Raw genomic sequence first — 16,590 nt, 5'->3', positions numbered from 1 at the left:
GGCGGCACGTAGGGTGGCTGAGCGTGACGGCGGGTGATCGGGACGGCGGCGGCCCTCGGCGGCAGTGGCTCCCGGCCGCTTGGAGCCTGGCCCTCGCCCTGCTCGTCGTCGGCCCCCTGCTCGCGCCCGGCTACCTCTTGCTGCGCGACGCCGTGAGCACCCCCCGCTCCTACCCCACCGACGCGGCCCTCGGACTCGGCGACGCCGCCCCCCGAGCGGTCCCCCAGGACGGACTGCTGGCCGCCCTGTCGACCGTCGTGGACGGCGGTCTCGTCGTCAAGGCCGTTCTCGTCGCCGCCCTCTGGGCCGCTGGCTGGGGAGCCGCGGTCCTCACCCGCCGCACCCTACGCGCCCCCCTCGGCCCGCAACTGGTCGCCGCCACACTGGCCATCTGGAATCCCTATGTCGCCGAACGACTTCTACAGGGCCATTGGAGCCTGCTCACCGGCTACGCCGCACTGCCGTGGACAGCCCTGGCGGCCCAGCGCATTCGCTCGCGCACGGACACCACCGGCAGATTCCGCCGCGCTCCCCGCCAGCACCCTGAACGCCACCACGACTCCGGCGGCCCGAATCACCAGACCCAGCAGGCCGATTCGACATCCGCGACGAACAGGGTGCCGGAACCGGGCCGCTGGTTCCGTCGCGCCCCGCGGCCGTTCGACGTGCGCGACCGCCAGCACGTCGACCACGACCACGGCGGCGAATTCAGCGGCCCGGGTCGTGAGGTCGGCCAAGTGGGTTCGGCGACGGTGGGGGGCGGCGGGGCGTCACGTCGACGGGCCAATGGACGCCGATGGCTTGCGCCGAAGGTTCAGCGGCGCTACGACTCTCGGCTCACGGGCAATCGCGACGGGTGGAGCGGCTCGCGCCGGGAAGTGGAATCCGGGACGGGACGGGAGTGGGCGGGGCTGGCGGGGTGGTTCGCCGTCGCGGGATTGACGCCGACGGGGTCGTTGTTGGCGGGGATTGTCGCGGTGGTTGTGGTGGGGCGGCGGAATGTGCTCGGGGTGCTGGGGTTGTGGGTGGTGGCTGCCGCGCCCTGGTTGGTGGGGGCGGGGTTGTCGGGGGGTGGGGCCGAACCTTCGGATCCGGCGGGGGTTGTGGCCTTTGCGGCGCGGGCCGAACCGGGGCTCGGGACGTTGGGGAGTCTTGCCGGGCTCGGGGGGATCTGGAATGGCGACGCCGTACCGGCTTCGCGCACAACGGGTTTCGCGCTGGTCGCCACGGTCGTGTTGGTGTTGCTCGTGGCGAGCGGGGTGCGGGCGGTGGCCGCCGCGGGTGATCCGGGGACCCGGCGGCTGCGGCGGGCGCTGCTCGTGATCGCGGCGGTGGCCGTGGTGATGCCCGCGCTGGGAGCCACGGGGTGGGGGTTGGCGGTCGGGGAATGGCTGGTGACGCGGGTGCCGGGGGCCGGGCTGTTGCGGGACACCCAGAAGTACGTGGCCTTGGCCGTGCCCGCCTACACCGTGTGCGCGGCGGCGGGCTGTCGCGCAGTCGCGGCCGCCGTGCGGAACCGGGCCCCGGCGGTCGAGGCGGTGCCCTTGGTCGCGGCACTGTTCGTCGCCGTGCCGCTCGTCACCCTGCCGGATCTGGCCTGGGGAGTGGGCGGGGCGCTGCGGCCCGTGCACTATCCGGCCGGATGGCAGCGGGTGGCGGCCGCGATCGACGGGCCGGGGGATGTGGCGGTGTTGCCCGCGGGCATGTTCCGCCGATTCCCCTTCAGCGGCCGGGTCGCGGTGCTCGATCCCGCGCCGCGCCTCCTGCCGCGCGATGTGCTGCAAACGGGCGAACTTCCCGTGCGCGGCCGCGTCGTGGCGGGCGAGGGCGGCCGGGCGCGGGACGTCGAGCGACTGCTTGCGAACGGGGCCGCGCCGGGCGAACTGGCCGCCCGCGGCGTCGGCTGGGTGCTGGTCGAGAAGACCACCCCGGGCCCGCTCGGCGCCTCGGAAACCACACTGGCCCAACTGGATTCACGCTACGCGGACGCCGACCTCGCGCTCTACCGGGTGCCGGGGCCGATCGATCCGCACGGCCCGTCCGATGCCACCCACCGCGCCCTCGCCATCGCCGCCCACCTCGTCTGGGCGCTGTGTCTGCTCGGCGGCGCGGTGTGGTCGACGGCCCGGCGCGCGAGAACGTCGCCTGCACGGCGGTGACCAGCCGGGCCGCGAGCACCTCGGCGGCGTCGGCGTACGGGATCGCCTTCTCGCCAGCCTGGGGTCGGCTCGGGTCCATCCGAGAGAATACGGCCATGACCAGCTACCCCACGCTCCGATCGATAGTCCTCGACACCACCGACGCGCGCGGGCTCGCCGAGTTCTATCGGAGCCTGCTCGGCTACGAATACCGGGCGGGCGACGAACCGCCCGACGCCGTGGAACGGGACTGGCTCGTGCTGCGCGATCCGGCGGGCACGGCGCGCATCGCGTTCCAGCGGGTCCCGGACCTGCCCGCGTCGACCTGGCCGGAACCCGGAGTGCCGCAACAACTTCACCTCGATCTGACCGTCACGAGCACCGACGAGCTTGTCGCGCAACGTGATCGGGCCCTCGAACTCGACGCGACACTGCTCTTGGACCGTTTCGACGATCCGGCCGAGCCGCTCTACGTCTTCGCCGACCCCGCGGGCCATCCGTTCTGCGTCTTCGTCGCCGACCCGAACGAGGAATAGGTCAGGCCGCGCGGTCGCTGTCCGAGCGCGCGGTGACCAGGCCGGAGGCGAACTCGCCCCGCACGGCGGCCGCGAGCACCTCGTACACGCCGTTCGCCGTTTGCTCCCAGGAGAATTCGCGGGAGCGGGCACGGGCCTTCTCGCCCATCACCGTGCGCTCCTGGGAATCGACGAGGAGGTCGCCGACCGCGGTGGTGAGGTGGGTGACGTCGTCCACCAGCAAGCCCGTGACGCCGTCGACGATCGAATCGGTCAGGCCGCGCGAGCCGCGGTAGCCGACGGTCGGGACACCGTGCTGGGCGGCCTCGATCACGGCCAGGCCCCAGCCCTCCTTGCGGGAGGGCAAAACGTGCACCCAGGCGCGAGCGAGCAGTTCGTGTTTGCGGCACTCGTCGACGTGGCCGTGGAAGGTGACGGCGTCATCGATATCCAGTTCGCGCGCACGGGTTTTCAGGTTGTCGGCCCACCAGCCGTCGCCGATCACGTCCAGCCGCAGCCCGGGAACGCGCTGCCGGAGCCCGGCGACCACCGCGAGGGCGTCCTCGATCTGCTTGTGCGGCACCAGCCGGGACAGCACGACGATGCTCGGATGGCGGGTGCGGGTCGCGCCCGCACCGGTCGGGGCTAGCGCCGGAACGGGCTCGGCGCCGTTGCGCACCACCGCGATTCGGGCACGGTTCACCCCGAGCGTCGCCAGCTCCTCGGCCGAGGGCAGCGACACCGTCAGGTACTGGTTGTGCCGATGCACCCGGGGCGAGAGCCGCGACTCGATCCACCAGCCGATCCGCCCGACGAGCCGACCGGCGACCGGCCACTGTTCGCGATGTCCGTGGTGCACCAGCACCACCGCGGGCGCGGGCGTGGCGAGGCGGGCGAAGAACGGAATGCCGTTCTGGGTGTCGATCACCACGTCGGGGCGCAGCCCGCGCAGCGGACCCAGACCGGCCCGGCCGAGCAGCATGGCCGCGAGCGCGCGGGGATAGACGCTGAAACGGCCACCCGCCCTGCTGATCTCGATGCCGTCGCGGCGTTCGCGCCGGGGCGCGCCCGGATAGCGGGCGGTCCGCAGCGTCACCTTGATCCCGCGCGCGGCCAGGTGCGCGCCGACCTGCTCCAGATAGCGCTCGCTGCCCCCGCCCTGGGGATGGCCGGTATCGCGCCAGCAGAGCAACAGCACCTCACGCACTCTGCCGGGATCGGACACGGCACAACTCCAGATGATCTAGGGACAAGTGGCTCCACCCTACAGCTTGGGCGCGGGCGGTCTCATCGAGCCGCTGTGCGAAACTGGTTCGCCATGCTCACCGACCTTCGCTTCGGGCGCCGCGCCACGCTGCGCCGATCGCTGCGGCTGCTGAGCAGTTTCCGGTTCGAGCAGACCGACCCGGGCCTGTTCTACGGCGGCATCGCCGCAGACACCGTGGATCTGGTCGACGACTTCCATCGCGATCTCACCGGCCGCGACCTGTCCGGCACCATCGTGCTGGATGTGGGCGGCGGGCCCGGCTACTTCGCCGATCGGTTCGCCGCGGCGGGCGCGCGCTACCTGCCGGTGGAACCGGATCCGGCCGAGATGCACGCGGCCGGGCTGCGGGTGCCGGGTTCGGTGCGCGGTTCCGGGACGGCGCTGCCGTTCCGCGACGACGCGGTCGACATCTGCGTCTCCTCCAATGTGGCCGAGCACGTCGCGGATCCGTGGCGGATGGCCGAGGAGATGCTGCGGGTCACCAAACCCGGTGGGCTGGTGGTGTTCTCGTACACGGTGTGGCTCGGTCCGTTCGGCGGGCACGAGACCGGGCCCTGGCATTATCTGGGCGGGGAGTTCGCGGCGCGGCGGTATCGGCGCAAACACGGCCGCGAACCCAAGAATCGTTTCGGCACATCGCTGTTCGCGGTCACCGCGGCCGCGGGGCTGCGCTGGGCGGACGGACTCGGGGGGCGGGGCGAGGTGCTCGCGGCGTTCCCGCGGTATCACCCGCGCTGGGCGTGGTGGCTGGTGCGGGTGCCGGGACTGCGAGAGTTGTTGGTCAGCAACCTCGTTCTGGTGATCGCGAAGCGCTGAACCCGGGCGGGGTCAGCGATCCTGGCGACCGCGCAGCCACGTCCGGCGCGCGCCGTGCACGGCGGGTTCGCTCCAGGGTGGCTCCTGCATGGCGAGGCCGACGGTCTCGAGCGGGGTGAGCCCGACCCGGTCGGCCAGCGCGCGCACCGCGGCCACCGCCTCGGCGGCCTGCAACGCCGCCGCGGCCTGTTCGAGGGTGAGGGTTCGGCCGGGCAGGAAGGACACCACCCAGCCGCCCATGCCGACACACCTCGCCTGATGTGGGGTCTGATCGCTGGTCATCAAGGACCGGCCGACCACTTGCACCGCCATGACTCGGACTCCCCTGCGATTGCATCTGAAAAATCGAGCGGCTGAGAGCGAATAGCTACAAGCATGCTCCGACCGCTCGCGGAACGCAATAGTGCGTTTTCGCGAAATGCCAACCGGCAGGTAGGGTTTGGGGCTTTCGTTCAGTTCTCGGGCATGCGCACCCGAAGCACGGGCTGCCCGGCGTGATCGGCGCGGAACGGATCGACGATGTCGACCTCCCAGCCGGGCGGCAGCACGGCCTCGAGGCGGCGCGCGACCCGGCGCAGCGGAGTGCTGGCGGCCGGATCGAACGCCTCCGGTACCAGGGGTGCGTCGAACTGTAGATCGGTCATCCCAATCACCCATCTCTCACACGCTCGGCCCGACCGGTCGCGGAGGAGACGAACCCGCGAGCAACGGTGTGGCAATCAGTCCACTCGAATGGCTAACTACCTGCAATCGAACTGGTCAGTCATGAGATGTAGAACACACCCAGAACTCGGGCAACCGCCTCGAATGCATCTTTACACAGCGCGCGCGGCCCGGGAAAGGAAACGCCCGCACACCTGGGGAATACCCAGATGCGCGGGCGTTAGGCCGGGGACTATCCCAACCGCTGCTTCAGGGCCTCGAACTCGTCCCGGACGCCGGAGGGGAGCTTGTCGCCGATGAACTCGAACCACTCCTCGATCAGCGGGATCTCCTTGCGCCACTCGTCGAGGTCGACGCCCAGGGCCTCGTCCACATCGGCGGGGTTGACGTTCAGATTGTCCAGGTCGAGGTGGGCGGCGGTGGGGACGTTGCCGATCGCGGTGGCCTCGGCCTCGGCCCGGCCCTCGATGCGGTTGACGATCCACTCCAGCACGCGGGAGTTCTCGCCGAAGCCGGGCCACAGGAAGCGGCCGTCGTCACCGCGGCGGAACCAGTTGACGTAGTAGATCTTCGGGAGCTTGGTGGCGTCGGCGTTCTTGCCCAGGTTGATCCAGTGGCCCAGGTAGTCGCCGACGTGGTAGCCCAGGAACGGCAGCATGGCCATCGGGTCGCGGCGCACGGTGCCGACCTTGCCCTCGGCGGCGGCGGTCTGCTCCGAGGACAGCGTCGCGCCCATGAACACGCCGTGCTGCCAGTCGAAGGACTCGGTCACCAGCGGGACGGTGGTCTTGCGGCGGCCGCCGAACAGGATCGCCGAGATCGGCACGCCCTGCGGGTCGTCCCACTCGGGGGCCAGCGTCGGGCACTGCGACATGGGCGTGCAGTACCGCGAGTTGGGATGGGCGGCAAGCGTTTCGGTCTCCCGCAGGAACCAGTCGTGGCCCTTCCAGTCGATCAGGTGGTCGGGCTCGTTCTCCAGACCCTCCCACCACACGTCGTTGTCGTCGGTGAGCGCGACGTTGGTGAAGACGGTGTTGCCCGCGTCGATGGTGGCCATCGCGTTGGGGTTGGACTTGTGGTTGGTGCCCGGCGCGACCCCGAAGAATCCGAACTCGGGGTTGACAGCGTAGAGGCGGCCGTCCTTGCCGAAGCGCATCCAGGCGATGTCGTCGCCCAGGGTCTCCGCGCGCCAGCCCGGCACGGTCGGCTGGATCATCGCGAGGTTGGTCTTGCCGCAGGCGCTGGGGAACGCGGCGGCGATGTAGTAGTTCTTGTTCTCCGGGGAGATCAGCTTGAGGATCAGCATGTGCTCGGCCAGCCAGCCCTCGTCGTGGGCCATGGCCGAGGCGATGCGCAGCGAGTAGCACTTCTTGCCCAGCAGCGCGTTGCCGCCGTAACCCGAGCCGTAGCTCCAGATCTCGCGGTCCTCGGGGAAGTGGGTGATGTACTTGGTGTCGTTGCACGGCCACGGCACGTCGGCCTGGCCCGGCTCGAGCGGCGCGCCGACCGAGTGCAGACACTTGACGAACGGCTTGTCGGCCCCGAGCTTCTCCAGCGCAGCCTTGCCCATGCGGGTCATCACGCGCATCGAGACGACCACGTACTCCGAATCGGTCAGCTCGACGCCCAGCTTGGGGTCCTCGGCGCCCAGCGGACCCATGCAGAAGGGGACCACGTAGAGCGTGCGGCCCTTCATCGAACCGCGGTACAGCTCGGTCATGGTCTTGCGCATCTCGTCGGGGGCGACCCAGTTGTTGGTCGGTCCGGCGCCGGACTCCTCGCGCGAGCAGATGAACGTGCGGGATTCGACGCGGGCCACGTCGGAGGGATCCGACAGGGCCAGGAACGAGTTGGGCTTCTTGCTCGGGTTGAGCCGCTTGAACGTGCCCGCGGCGACGAGTTCGGCGGTCAGCCGGTCCCACTCCTCGTCGGAGCCGTCCGCCCAGACGACGCGCTCCGGCTGGGTGAGTTCTGCGACCTCCTGTACCCAGGCGAGCAGTCCCGCGTGCTCGGTCGGTGCGGTGCCATCGGATCCGTGAAGACCGGGAATGGTCACTGAGGTCATCGAAAACTCTCCTGAGTGGGGCGGCGACTCCCGGCAGCTCGCGACGCCGGAGAGCCACCGTTGGCGGGTGGGTACCCGCTCCGGCTCGACGGCACGCCCCGGGTCGGACGGCGTACAGGACGAAGCGGACGCCCAGGTTCCTTGTGTAAAGAGGTTAACGCGATGTGACCGCCGGTACGGAATGGGGTTCCTCACTCGATATCCGGCTGAAATTTGCCGGGCGCGTGCGGTGAACGTGTTATCGCGCGTCGAGAACGGCCAGGTCGCGTTCGCATGCGGCCAATTGCGCCGGACGATTCGAGTGCAGTTGGCGCAATTGCGCCTCGAGTTCGGCGATCCGCTGGTCGGTGGCGACGACCCGCGCGGTGCTCGCCCGCACCACCTGGTCGGTGAGTTCCGACTCGGCCTCCATGAGCGCGGTGGACATCCGCCGCTCGAGTTCGGACTTGACATTGCCGAGGGCCTCGGCGATCCATTCGCGCAGGTGCGCCCGGTCGGCCACGTGCCCGCGGGCCCGGACCACCCAGTAGGCCACGCCCGCGCCGAGCGCGAGTGCGATCGGCCACGTCGCGTAGTCCAGCGCGGGGACCAGCGACAACGGAGCGACCACGAGCCGGCCGAGTCCGAAACCGGCCGAGGCGCCCACGGCAACCATCAGGCGATCCTCCACGCCGCGGCGGCGCGGGGCGAAGTCCGGGCGCAGGCGTGGGGGCGGATCGGTGCGCGGGACGGGCGCGGTGGCCGGACCGGTGAGGGCCTCGAGCTGGCGGGTGATCTCGGCGAGCCGACGGGTGAGCATGGCGTCGAGTTCGGCGGTCAGCTCGTGCACGGCCTGTTGGAGCCGGTCCTGGAAGGCGGCGGCGTCGCGGCGGCGGAGCCGTTCCAGATCGGCGCGGGCGGTGGTGTTCAGGGTGCGGACGCGGGCGCTGGCCTCGTGCACCAGATCGAGCCGGGCCAGATTCGCGCGGTTGCGCAGGGCGCCCAGGGCCTGGGCGCGGCCGCCGTCGCGCCCGGCCAGCAGGGTCGCGCGCTCCTCGCGGACCTGTCGCGCGAGTTCGCCGGAGCGCAGCGCCTCGGCCTGGTCGAGGATGCGGCGGCGGGTGTCGGCGAGGACCCGCTCGACGACGACCCCGTTGCTCCCGGCGGGCGCGCCGACCGCCGCGGTGAGCCGGGCGTGCAGCGCGCCGACGCCGGACCGATCGAGCAGGGCGGCGTCGCCGCGGTCGCGGGCGGTGGCCGCCATGCGCGCGGACACCGGCAGCACCTCCGGCTCCGCGCCGAGCGCTCGGCCCAGCAGGGTCCGATCCCGTTCGTGGATCGCCCGCCATTCGGCGTGGGCGTGAAAGCCGTTGAGCGCGAACACCATTCGCGACCCTGCCGCGTGCAGCCGGGCGGCCAGATCGAGGGTCGCGGCGCCGAGGGCGGCGCCCGCGTCGAGCAGGATCAGCGCCACGGCGGGCGGGGCGGCCGGATCCGGGCCGGGCTCGGCGAGTTCGACGCAGGGCTCGAATCGGCCCAGTTCCCAGCGCAATTGGGCCGTGGTGGCGTCGTCGGGTCCGATCACCGTGACCGGGACGCCGCCCGCGCCGCCCGCCGGGGGCACCGCGCGCAGCAGCGCGTCACCCTGGGGATTCCAGCGGGCGACGACGGCCGCGACCGCCGGGGACAGCGGTTCAGAGTCCGACACTGCTCATCCGCTCCCAGATCCGGACGTACCCGTTGTGCACGCGGACCGCGGCCCGGCGCGCGTCGGCGGGCAGATCGCTCGCGATCACCGCGCGCCAGCGCTCGGCCCGGGCCAGGGCGTCGTCGGCGTCGGCGGGCCGCGCCGGACCCGAGGCGAGGTGTCGCACCTGCGGGCAGGCCAGCCCCGCTCGCACGCCGAGCCACAGCGCCTCGTCCCCGGCCAGGTAGTCCTCGATGAGATCGCTTGCGCGCGAATCGGATTCGGGCAGCGCGCGGGCGGCGAGGCGGGCGAGTTCGTCGAGCAGTTCGCCGCCGCGCCGCGCGACGATTCCCTCATATTGCACGTGGACGCGGGTGTGCACGGCGTCGATGCCGCTGACCGCGTGCAGCAGCCGCAGCAGCGGTTGCGGGCCCAGCCCCGGTTCGTGGCGCAGCGCGACGAGCGCGCAGGCCACCCCGTAGAGACCCCAGCGATCCAGCAGCGCCTGCCGATCGGCGGTGTCCGGGCCCGCGTCGGCGGCGGTGAACAGCTCCGGGGAGAGGGTGAAGGCCGGATCGTCGCGGCCCGCGTGGCGGCGCAGCGTGCGCAGATCGTCCTCGCTCGGCGTGCCCGCGCGGGTATGGGCGGCCAGCGCGGACACCACCGGCAGCACGGGCAGGCCGAGTTCGCGGGCGTAGCGGTCGGCGGCGGTGACCGCGTCGGCCCAGCGCGAGCCGATCGCGTCGGCCTTGTTCAACACGACCACGACCCGATCCGGCGGCAGCGCGGCGAGGACGCGGCGATCGGCGGGTTGCAGCGCGGCCGCGAGGACGTAGACGATCAGGTCGCCGTCGAGGTCCGGTTCCGGTTCGCCCGGTTCGTCCACGGGCGCGGTCTCCTCCGCCGAGATCAGCGCGAGGGCGCGCAGCAGGGTGCTCTTTCCCGAGCGGGCCCGGCCGGTGACCTGGATGCGCAAGGGCCGCCGCCATTTTCCGACCGCCGCGGCCAGTCCCTCGGCCGCACCCGGATCGCCCGCCCGCCGCAGCGTCGCGAGCAGCTGATCGAGACCCGGTGTGCGCCCGCCGTAGTCGCCGACCAGGCCGGACGCCGTGACACCTGCTGACAACGGAGCGCACCCCCTTCCGGCGAAGGATTCTGTCAGAAGTGGGCCGAATTGTCGGCAGGGCGACCGGTTTTCCTGTGTCCGCGCTCACAACCCGTGGGCGAGTAGTATGGACGGTCTGGGGAAATCGTCACGATATGTTATGGCTTGTCCTGTGGGACAGCACAATTGGCACCGAACTGTCTTCCTGCGTAAACAGCCGGTCACCTATCGTGAACGGATCGGCGCTTCGCCGATGCGCGGCTTCGGCACCGCGGTCCCCGGGCAGATCCGGCGCCTGCGCGCCGCCGGATCGGCGGCGAACCGGAGGAGGTTGGGGATGAGCGTCATCGGTGACGTCATCGAGGAGATCGGCGCGGGCCGCCCGCTGCCGCCGTCACAAGACCCGTTCCTGCGCCCGCCCGTCGACCTGGCCGGATACGCCCCGGGCACGATCCTGCGCACCCGCGCGGTCCGGGTCGCGCTGCTGGGCCTCGTCCCGCAGCAGGTCTCGGCCTGGCAGCTGCTGTATCGCAGCAACGATCTGCACGACCGGCCCGAGGCCGCCATCACCACCGTGCTGCTGCCCGCGGACGCGGATCCCAGCCAGCCGCGACCGCTGCTGGCCTTCCAATCCGCCATCGACGCCGTCTCCGAACGCTGCGCGCCGTCCTACGCGCTGCGGCTGGGTTCGGCCGCGCTCGGCTCGATCACCCAGTTGGAGTGGATGCTGGTCGCGGGCGCGCTGCGGCGCGGCTGGGCGGTGAGCATCGCCGACCACGAGGGACCCGACGGCAACTTCGGCGCCCCGCGCGAACCGGGCTATCGGGCCCTGGACGGCATTCGCGCGGCGCTGCGCTTCCCGCCGCTGGGCCTGCACGCCGACACCCCGGTCGCGGTCTGGGGATATTCGGGCGGCGGTATGGCCAGTTCGTGGCTGGTCGAGATGGCGCCCACCTACGCGCCCGAGATCGATCTGGTCGGGGCCGTGCTCGGCGCGCCCGTCGGCGATCCGGGCCAGGTGTTCCTGCGGCTCAACGGCGGCCGGTACGCCGCGCTGCCGGCCATCGTGATCGCGGCCATGCACCGCATCTATCCCGCGCTGGGCAGGGTCATCGACGAGGATCTGACCGAGACCGGGATGAAACTGGTCCAGCGGGCCGCGCGGCTGACCCCGGCCGCGGCGATCTTCCGGCTCGCCAACCAGAACGTGGAGGATCATCTGCGCCGCCCGCTGGCCGAGGTGCTCGACGAACCCGAGATGCGGCTCATGCTCGACGACATGCGCCTGGGCGGCCACGCCCCGCGCTGCCCGATCCTGGTCGTGCAGCCCGTGCACGACCAGATCATCCACGTCGAGGGCATCGACGGACAGGTCGACCGGTACCGCCGCGCGGGCTCGGTGGTGACCTATCTGCGCGACCGCCTCAGCGACCATCTCACCCTGTTGCCGTTGAGCACGCCGCTGAGCCTGGAGTGGCTCGCCGACCGGATCGCCGGGCGGCCCGTGATCGATACCACGACGCGAACCGTCTGGTCGGTCACCACGGCACCGGAGAGTCGCCGCGGCCTGCTCGAAATGCTCGGCACCGCAATACGAGTCGCGCTCGGCCGCCCGTTGCGGCAGGAGAGCGCACCGGAACTGCGCCCGGCCCACACCCTCGCCGCCTGAGCCCGGCACGACGCCCCGGGGATGCGGTCGATTGCTGCGCCGATGATCGAACCTGGACAATGGACGAGTGAACGACGCCGCGAACCACACTGCCGAGACAGTCCCGGGGCCGCGGTCCACAGCCACCGGCTCTCGCCTGTATCCCCGCGTGACCAGTTTCCGGTCCCGCCGAGGCGCGCTCACCCCGAGCCAACAGCAGGCGTGGCAGCGGACCTGGCCGCGGATCGGACGCGAGGTGGGCGACGAACCGCTCGACACCGCCGCTTGGTTCGGCCGCGAGGCGCCGCTGATCGTCGAGATCGGCTGTGGCACCGGCACCGCGACCGCGGCGATGGCCCAGGCCGAACCGCAGTTCGACCTGCTCGGCATCGAGGTGTACAAGCCGGGCCTGGCCCAGCTCGTGCACCGCATCGAGCGGGAGGGCATCGAGAACATCCGGCTGTTGCGCGGTGATGCCGTGGACGTCCTCGAAAACATGATTGCCGACAATTCGCTGACGGGCGTTCGCGTCTTCTTCCCGGATCCCTGGCCGAAGGCCCGCCACCACAAGCGGCGATTGCTGCAACCGGCCACCATGACCCTCATCGCGAATCGGCTGCGGCCCGGCGGCGTGTTGCACGTGGCCACCGACCACCCCGGCTACGCCGAGCACATCGCCGCCGTCGGCGCGGAAGAACCCCAGCTCATCGGGCTGAACACGGCCGCCGGCGGCGACGACGAGACCTTCCGCGCGACCGCCCCGATCGGCTTCGATCGGCCCGTCACCAAGTTCGAAGGCAAGGCGCATCGGGCCGGTAGCGCCATTACGGAGCTCATCTGGGGGAAGATCGAGGCATGAGCGTCAGTGAGATGGCCCACGAGGTCATGGATGTTGCCGAAATAATGCACGGCAGTGTCTCCGAGGGCCCGAGCACCTCGTCGGCGCTGCCGCCGGGCGGAGATCTGCGCCGGGTGCTGCTGGTGTGGGACGCACCCAATCTGGATATGGGCCTGGGCGCGATCCTCGGCGGCAGACCCACGGCCGCCTACCGCCCGCGCTTCGACGCGCTGGGCCGCTGGCTGCTCGCGCGCACGGCGGAACTGTCGGCGGGCAGTCCGCATCGGGTGGAGGCGGAGGCGACCGTGTTCACCAATATCGCCCCGGGCACGGCCGATGTGGTGCGGCCCTGGGTGGAGGCGCTGCGCAACGTCGGCTACGCGGTGTTCGCCAAGCCCAAGATCGACGAGGACTCCGATGTCGACAGCGATATGCTGGCGCACATCGAATTACGCCGCCGCGGCGCCGGACTCGCCGGGATCATGGTGGCCTCGGCCGACGGACAGGCCTTCCGCGAACCGCTCGAGGCGCTCGCGACCAGCGGAATTCCGGTGCAGGTACTGGGATTCCGCGAGCACGCGAGTTGGGCGGTGACGTCCGATATCCTCGAGTTCATCGACCTCGAGGACATCCCGGGCGTGTTCCGCGAACCGCTGCCCCGGGTCAGCCTCGACTCGCTGCCCGAAGAGGGAGCCTGGCTGCAGCCCTTCCGACCGCTGTCGGCCCTGCTCACCTCCCGCCCCGCACAAGGAGTCGCTTAGTGTTCACCCGCTGGGGCGACCTGGTCTTCAAGTTCCGCTTCGCCGTGCTCGCCGCGGTGGTCGCCGCGCTGCTCGGAATGGGCGGATACGGCTTCGGGGTGGAGAAGCACCTCAGCTCCAGCGGGTGGTTCGATCCCAATGCCGAGTCGTCGCAGGCGGCCCGGCTGGTCGACGAGGCGTACGGGCGCGACCACACCGGCGACGTGCTGCTGCTGTACACCGCGCCGGACGGGAAGACGGTCGACGATCCCGACTTCAGCGCGCGGATCACCGACTCGCTCAACGCGCTGCCGCAGCAGCATCCGGACCAGATCACCGGCGTCAACGCCTCGTACTGGCGGCTCGCGAATTCGAAGACGCAGTACTCGTCGATCCTGGCGACCCAGGACAAGAAGGTGGCCTTCGCGTCCGTCGCCATCAAGGGCGACGACGACACCACCACGATGAACAACTACCGGGATGTCAAGGACGCGTTCCTGATTCCCGGGGTGAACGTGCAGATCGCGGGCCTGCAAGCGGTTTCGGGCACCCTGCAGGACACCATCGCCAACGACCAGCACCGCATGGAGGTGCTGGCGATCCCGGCGGTCGGCGTGCTGCTGTTCTTCATCTTCGGCGGCGTGGTGGCCGCGGCCCTGCCGCTGATCCTCGGCGGGCTGACCATCTGGGGCGCCAACGGCATCGTCCGGTTCATCACCAACTTCACCGAGGTCAACTCGTTCGTCGGCGCGGTCGTGTCGATGATCGGCCTGGGTCTGGCCATCGACTACGGCCTGTTCATCGTGAGCCGCTTCCGGGAGGAACTGGCCGAGGGCTACGACACCCGGGCGGCCGTGCGCCGCACGGTGATGACCGCGGGGCGGACCGTCACGTTCTCCGCGATCATGATCATCGCGGCGAGCGCGGGCATGTTGCTGTTCCCGCAGGGCTTCCTGAAGTCGCTGGCCTACGGCACGATCGCGACCGTGCTGCTGGCCGCGGTCTCCTCGATCACCATCCTCCCGGCCATCCTGAGCATCCTCGGCCCGCGCGTGGACCTGCTGGGCCTGAAGTGGATGCGCAAGACCAAGACCGCCGAAGAGGTGGAGAACGGGCTGTGGGGCCGCAGCACCCAGTGGGTGATGAAGCATCCGCTGAAGGTGGCCATCCCGCTGTGCATCGCCCTGCTGCTGCTGATCATTCCGGTGAAGAACCTGCAGTTCGGCGGGATCAGCGAAAGCTATCTGCCGCCGGACAATCCGACGCGCGTGGCGCAGGAGGAGTTCGACCGCCTCTTCCCGTCCTTCCGCACCGAGAAGATCCAGCTGGTCGTGGTCGGCACCGACACCAATGCCGTGGGCTCGGTCATCAAGCAGGCGAGCAAGGCGCCCGGCCTGATCCAGAGCTTCCCCACACCGGGTTTCCCGCCCAAGGGTTCGGACGTGTGGAAGACCGACGCCCAGCCGAAGGATCCGGACCATTCCGAGGAGACCGTGGACTATCTGCGGTCGATGGATGTGCCCGATTCGGTGAAGGTGTACGTCGGCGGGCAGCCGGTGCTGATGAAGGACAGCCTCGACGCGCTCATGCAGCGGATGCCGATCATGATCGCGCTGGTGCTGTTCGCGACGACGCTGCTGATGTTCCTGACGTTCGGTTCGCTGGTGCTGCCGATCAAGGCCGCGCTCATGAGCGCGCTCGGATTGGGTTCCACGCTGGGCATTCTCACGTGGATCTTCGTCGACGGGCACGGCGCGGGACTGCTGAACTTCACGCCGCAGCCGATCATGGCGCCGGTGCTGGTGTTGATCATCGCGATCATCTACGGCCTGTCGATCGACTACGAGGTGTTCCTGTTGTCGCGCATGGTGGAGGCGCGCGCCCAGGGCGCGTCCACCACCGAGGCGGTGCGCATCGGCACCGCGCAGACCGGGCGCATCATCACCGCGGCCGCGCTCATCCTGCTCGTGGTGACCGGGGCGTTCGCGTTCTCGGATCTGGTGATGATGCAGTACATCGCGTACGGCATGGTGTCGGCGCTGTTGATCGACGCGACCGTGCTGCGCATGTTGCTGGTGCCCGCGACGATGAAGCTGCTCGGCGACGACTGCTGGTGGGCGCCGGCGTGGATGAAGCGCATCCAGCAGCGGGTGGGCCTCGGCGAGCCGATGCTGCACAGCGAGCGGCCCGGCGACGAGGACGTCGTGGACCTGGTCAAGACCACGCCGGTCACCGATCCGGTGACCATGCAGATCCCCATGCTGCCCGACGGCACCCCGGCCAAACCGGCCCGGAAACCCAAGCGCGCCAGGTTCGTTCGCGACGCCGATCCCGACGCGCCGACCGAACGTTTCGGCCGGGTGCCGAAGAAGGGCGCGGCCCGGGTGACGCCGCCGCCGGTCGTTCCGCTCGCGCCGCCGCCCGAGCCGGACGCCGGATCGACGGCTCGGTCGGAAACCATTGCGCCGCACGGTGATTCGCGGCCGCCGACGCCGCCGCAACTGCCCAGTGTGTCCACCCCGCAGGTCTCCCGGCCCGCCGCGCCGCCGCGCCTGGCCCCGCCCACCCGGGGCGTCGATCCGGCCGCGCCGACGGCCCCCGTCGGGGCCACCCCGCGCGTCCTCCCGCCCCAACCGCAGCCGCACCCCGCGAGCCGGGCCCAGCACTACGCGCGGCCCGAACCCGAACAGGGCGGCGCGGAGAGTGCGGAGCGGGACTACCCACGGCCCGAGCAGCAGGGCACGGAGAGTACGGAACAGCACTACCCACGGCCTGAGCCGCAGGGCGCGGAGAGTGCGCAACAGCATTACCCGCGGCCTCAACAGCAGGGCGCGGAAGGTGCGGAACGGTACTACCCACGGCCCGAACAGCGGGACGTGGAGAGTGCGCCGGAACGTCGCGCGCCCGAGGGCGCGGAGCAGCGGGGCGTGGAAATGCCCGCGCCCGAGGCGGATTCGGTGCCGGAGCCCGATCCGGCCGATCGCAGCAGCATCGAACGGTGGATGTCCGATCTGCGCGCCTCCCGTCGCCGCCCGAATCCCGGTGACGCCGACGGTCCCAAGCAGCCCGGCAACCCGAGCCGCACGGTCAGCGTGAACGAACTGCTCCGCCGCCAGAACCGCGACTGAT

Annotated in this window: 13 protein-coding genes; 7 read left to right on the top strand and 6 right to left on the bottom strand. The window is 70.9% G+C overall.

Annotated features, from left to right (window positions below; translation table 11 throughout):
* Positions 1-23 precede the first annotated feature (23 nt).
* Positions 24-2,159, top strand: coding sequence for a hypothetical protein (locus ACWDSJ_RS12760; RefSeq protein ID WP_450031658.1), 2,136 nt, complete (start codon positions 24-26; stop codon positions 2,157-2,159).
* A gap of 95 nt (positions 2,160-2,254) precedes the next feature.
* Positions 2,255-2,674 carry a VOC family protein gene (locus ACWDSJ_RS12755; RefSeq protein ID WP_450031656.1) on the top strand — a complete coding sequence of 140 codons (420 nt, stop codon included), beginning with the start codon at positions 2,255-2,257 and terminating at the stop codon, positions 2,672-2,674.
* A gap of 1 nt (position 2,675) precedes the next feature.
* Here the strand turns inward: ACWDSJ_RS12755 and ACWDSJ_RS12750 are convergent, their stop codons facing one another.
* Positions 2,676-3,860 carry a glycosyltransferase family 4 protein gene (locus ACWDSJ_RS12750; RefSeq protein WP_450031968.1) on the bottom strand — a complete coding sequence of 395 codons (1,185 nt, stop codon included), beginning with the start codon at positions 3,858-3,860 and terminating at the stop codon, positions 2,676-2,678.
* A 111-nt stretch (positions 3,861-3,971) separates the two neighbouring features.
* Here ACWDSJ_RS12750 and ACWDSJ_RS12745 point away from each other — a divergent pair, with 111 nt between their 5' ends.
* The gene (locus ACWDSJ_RS12745) at positions 3,972-4,736 is read left to right on the top strand and encodes a class I SAM-dependent methyltransferase (RefSeq protein WP_387358105.1); all 765 of its coding nucleotides are present in this window, start codon (positions 3,972-3,974) and stop codon (positions 4,734-4,736) included.
* Between the two features lie 12 nt (positions 4,737-4,748).
* Here the strand turns inward: ACWDSJ_RS12745 and ACWDSJ_RS12740 are convergent, their stop codons facing one another.
* From ACWDSJ_RS12740 to ACWDSJ_RS12720, 5 genes are all read right to left on the bottom strand, one after another.
* Positions 4,749-5,048, bottom strand: coding sequence for a hypothetical protein (locus ACWDSJ_RS12740; RefSeq protein WP_450031654.1), 300 nt, complete (start codon positions 5,046-5,048; stop codon positions 4,749-4,751).
* Between the two features lie 140 nt (positions 5,049-5,188).
* On the bottom strand, positions 5,189-5,380 hold the full coding sequence (locus ACWDSJ_RS12735; protein ID WP_387358109.1) for a hypothetical protein: 192 nt from the start codon (positions 5,378-5,380) through the stop codon (positions 5,189-5,191).
* A gap of 251 nt (positions 5,381-5,631) precedes the next feature.
* The gene (locus tag ACWDSJ_RS12730) at positions 5,632-7,464 is read right to left on the bottom strand and encodes a phosphoenolpyruvate carboxykinase (GTP) (protein ID WP_450031652.1); all 1,833 of its coding nucleotides are present in this window, start codon (positions 7,462-7,464) and stop codon (positions 5,632-5,634) included.
* A 238-nt stretch (positions 7,465-7,702) separates the two neighbouring features.
* A complete protein-coding gene (locus ACWDSJ_RS12725) occupies positions 7,703-9,151 on the bottom strand; it encodes a hypothetical protein (RefSeq protein ID WP_450031650.1) in 1,449 nt (482 codons plus the stop codon).
* The gene (locus tag ACWDSJ_RS12720; protein ID WP_450031648.1) at positions 9,138-10,256 is read right to left on the bottom strand and encodes a Rab family GTPase; all 1,119 of its coding nucleotides are present in this window, start codon (positions 10,254-10,256) and stop codon (positions 9,138-9,140) included. The genes ACWDSJ_RS12725 and ACWDSJ_RS12720 overlap by 14 nt, the downstream gene beginning before the upstream one ends.
* A gap of 316 nt (positions 10,257-10,572) precedes the next feature.
* Here ACWDSJ_RS12720 and ACWDSJ_RS12715 point away from each other — a divergent pair, with 316 nt between their 5' ends.
* The 4 genes from ACWDSJ_RS12715 to ACWDSJ_RS12700 are packed head-to-tail and all read left to right on the top strand — an operon-like array spanning position 10,573 to position 16,589.
* Positions 10,573-11,904 (top strand): lipase family protein, encoded by a 1,332-nt coding sequence (locus tag ACWDSJ_RS12715; protein WP_387358117.1) that lies wholly within the window; start codon positions 10,573-10,575, stop codon positions 11,902-11,904.
* 52 nt (positions 11,905-11,956) lie between these two features.
* Positions 11,957-12,742, top strand: coding sequence for a tRNA (guanosine(46)-N7)-methyltransferase TrmB (gene trmB, locus ACWDSJ_RS12710; protein WP_450031966.1), 786 nt, complete (start codon positions 11,957-11,959; stop codon positions 12,740-12,742).
* Entirely contained in the window at positions 12,739-13,482 is a 744-nt protein-coding gene (locus ACWDSJ_RS12705) for an NYN domain-containing protein (protein WP_387358119.1), read from the top strand. The genes trmB and ACWDSJ_RS12705 overlap by 4 nt, the downstream gene beginning before the upstream one ends.
* Positions 13,482-16,589 (top strand): MMPL family transporter, encoded by a 3,108-nt coding sequence (locus tag ACWDSJ_RS12700; RefSeq protein ID WP_450031646.1) that lies wholly within the window; start codon positions 13,482-13,484, stop codon positions 16,587-16,589. Before ACWDSJ_RS12705 ends, ACWDSJ_RS12700 begins: the two co-directional genes overlap by 1 nt.
* Position 16,590: the final 1 nt, after the last annotated feature.

It is taken from the genome of Nocardia sp. NPDC003482, from assembly GCF_053588115.1.
Note: the sequence above shows the minus strand (reverse complement) of the source record. Positions and strands in the feature narration are given on the sequence as shown.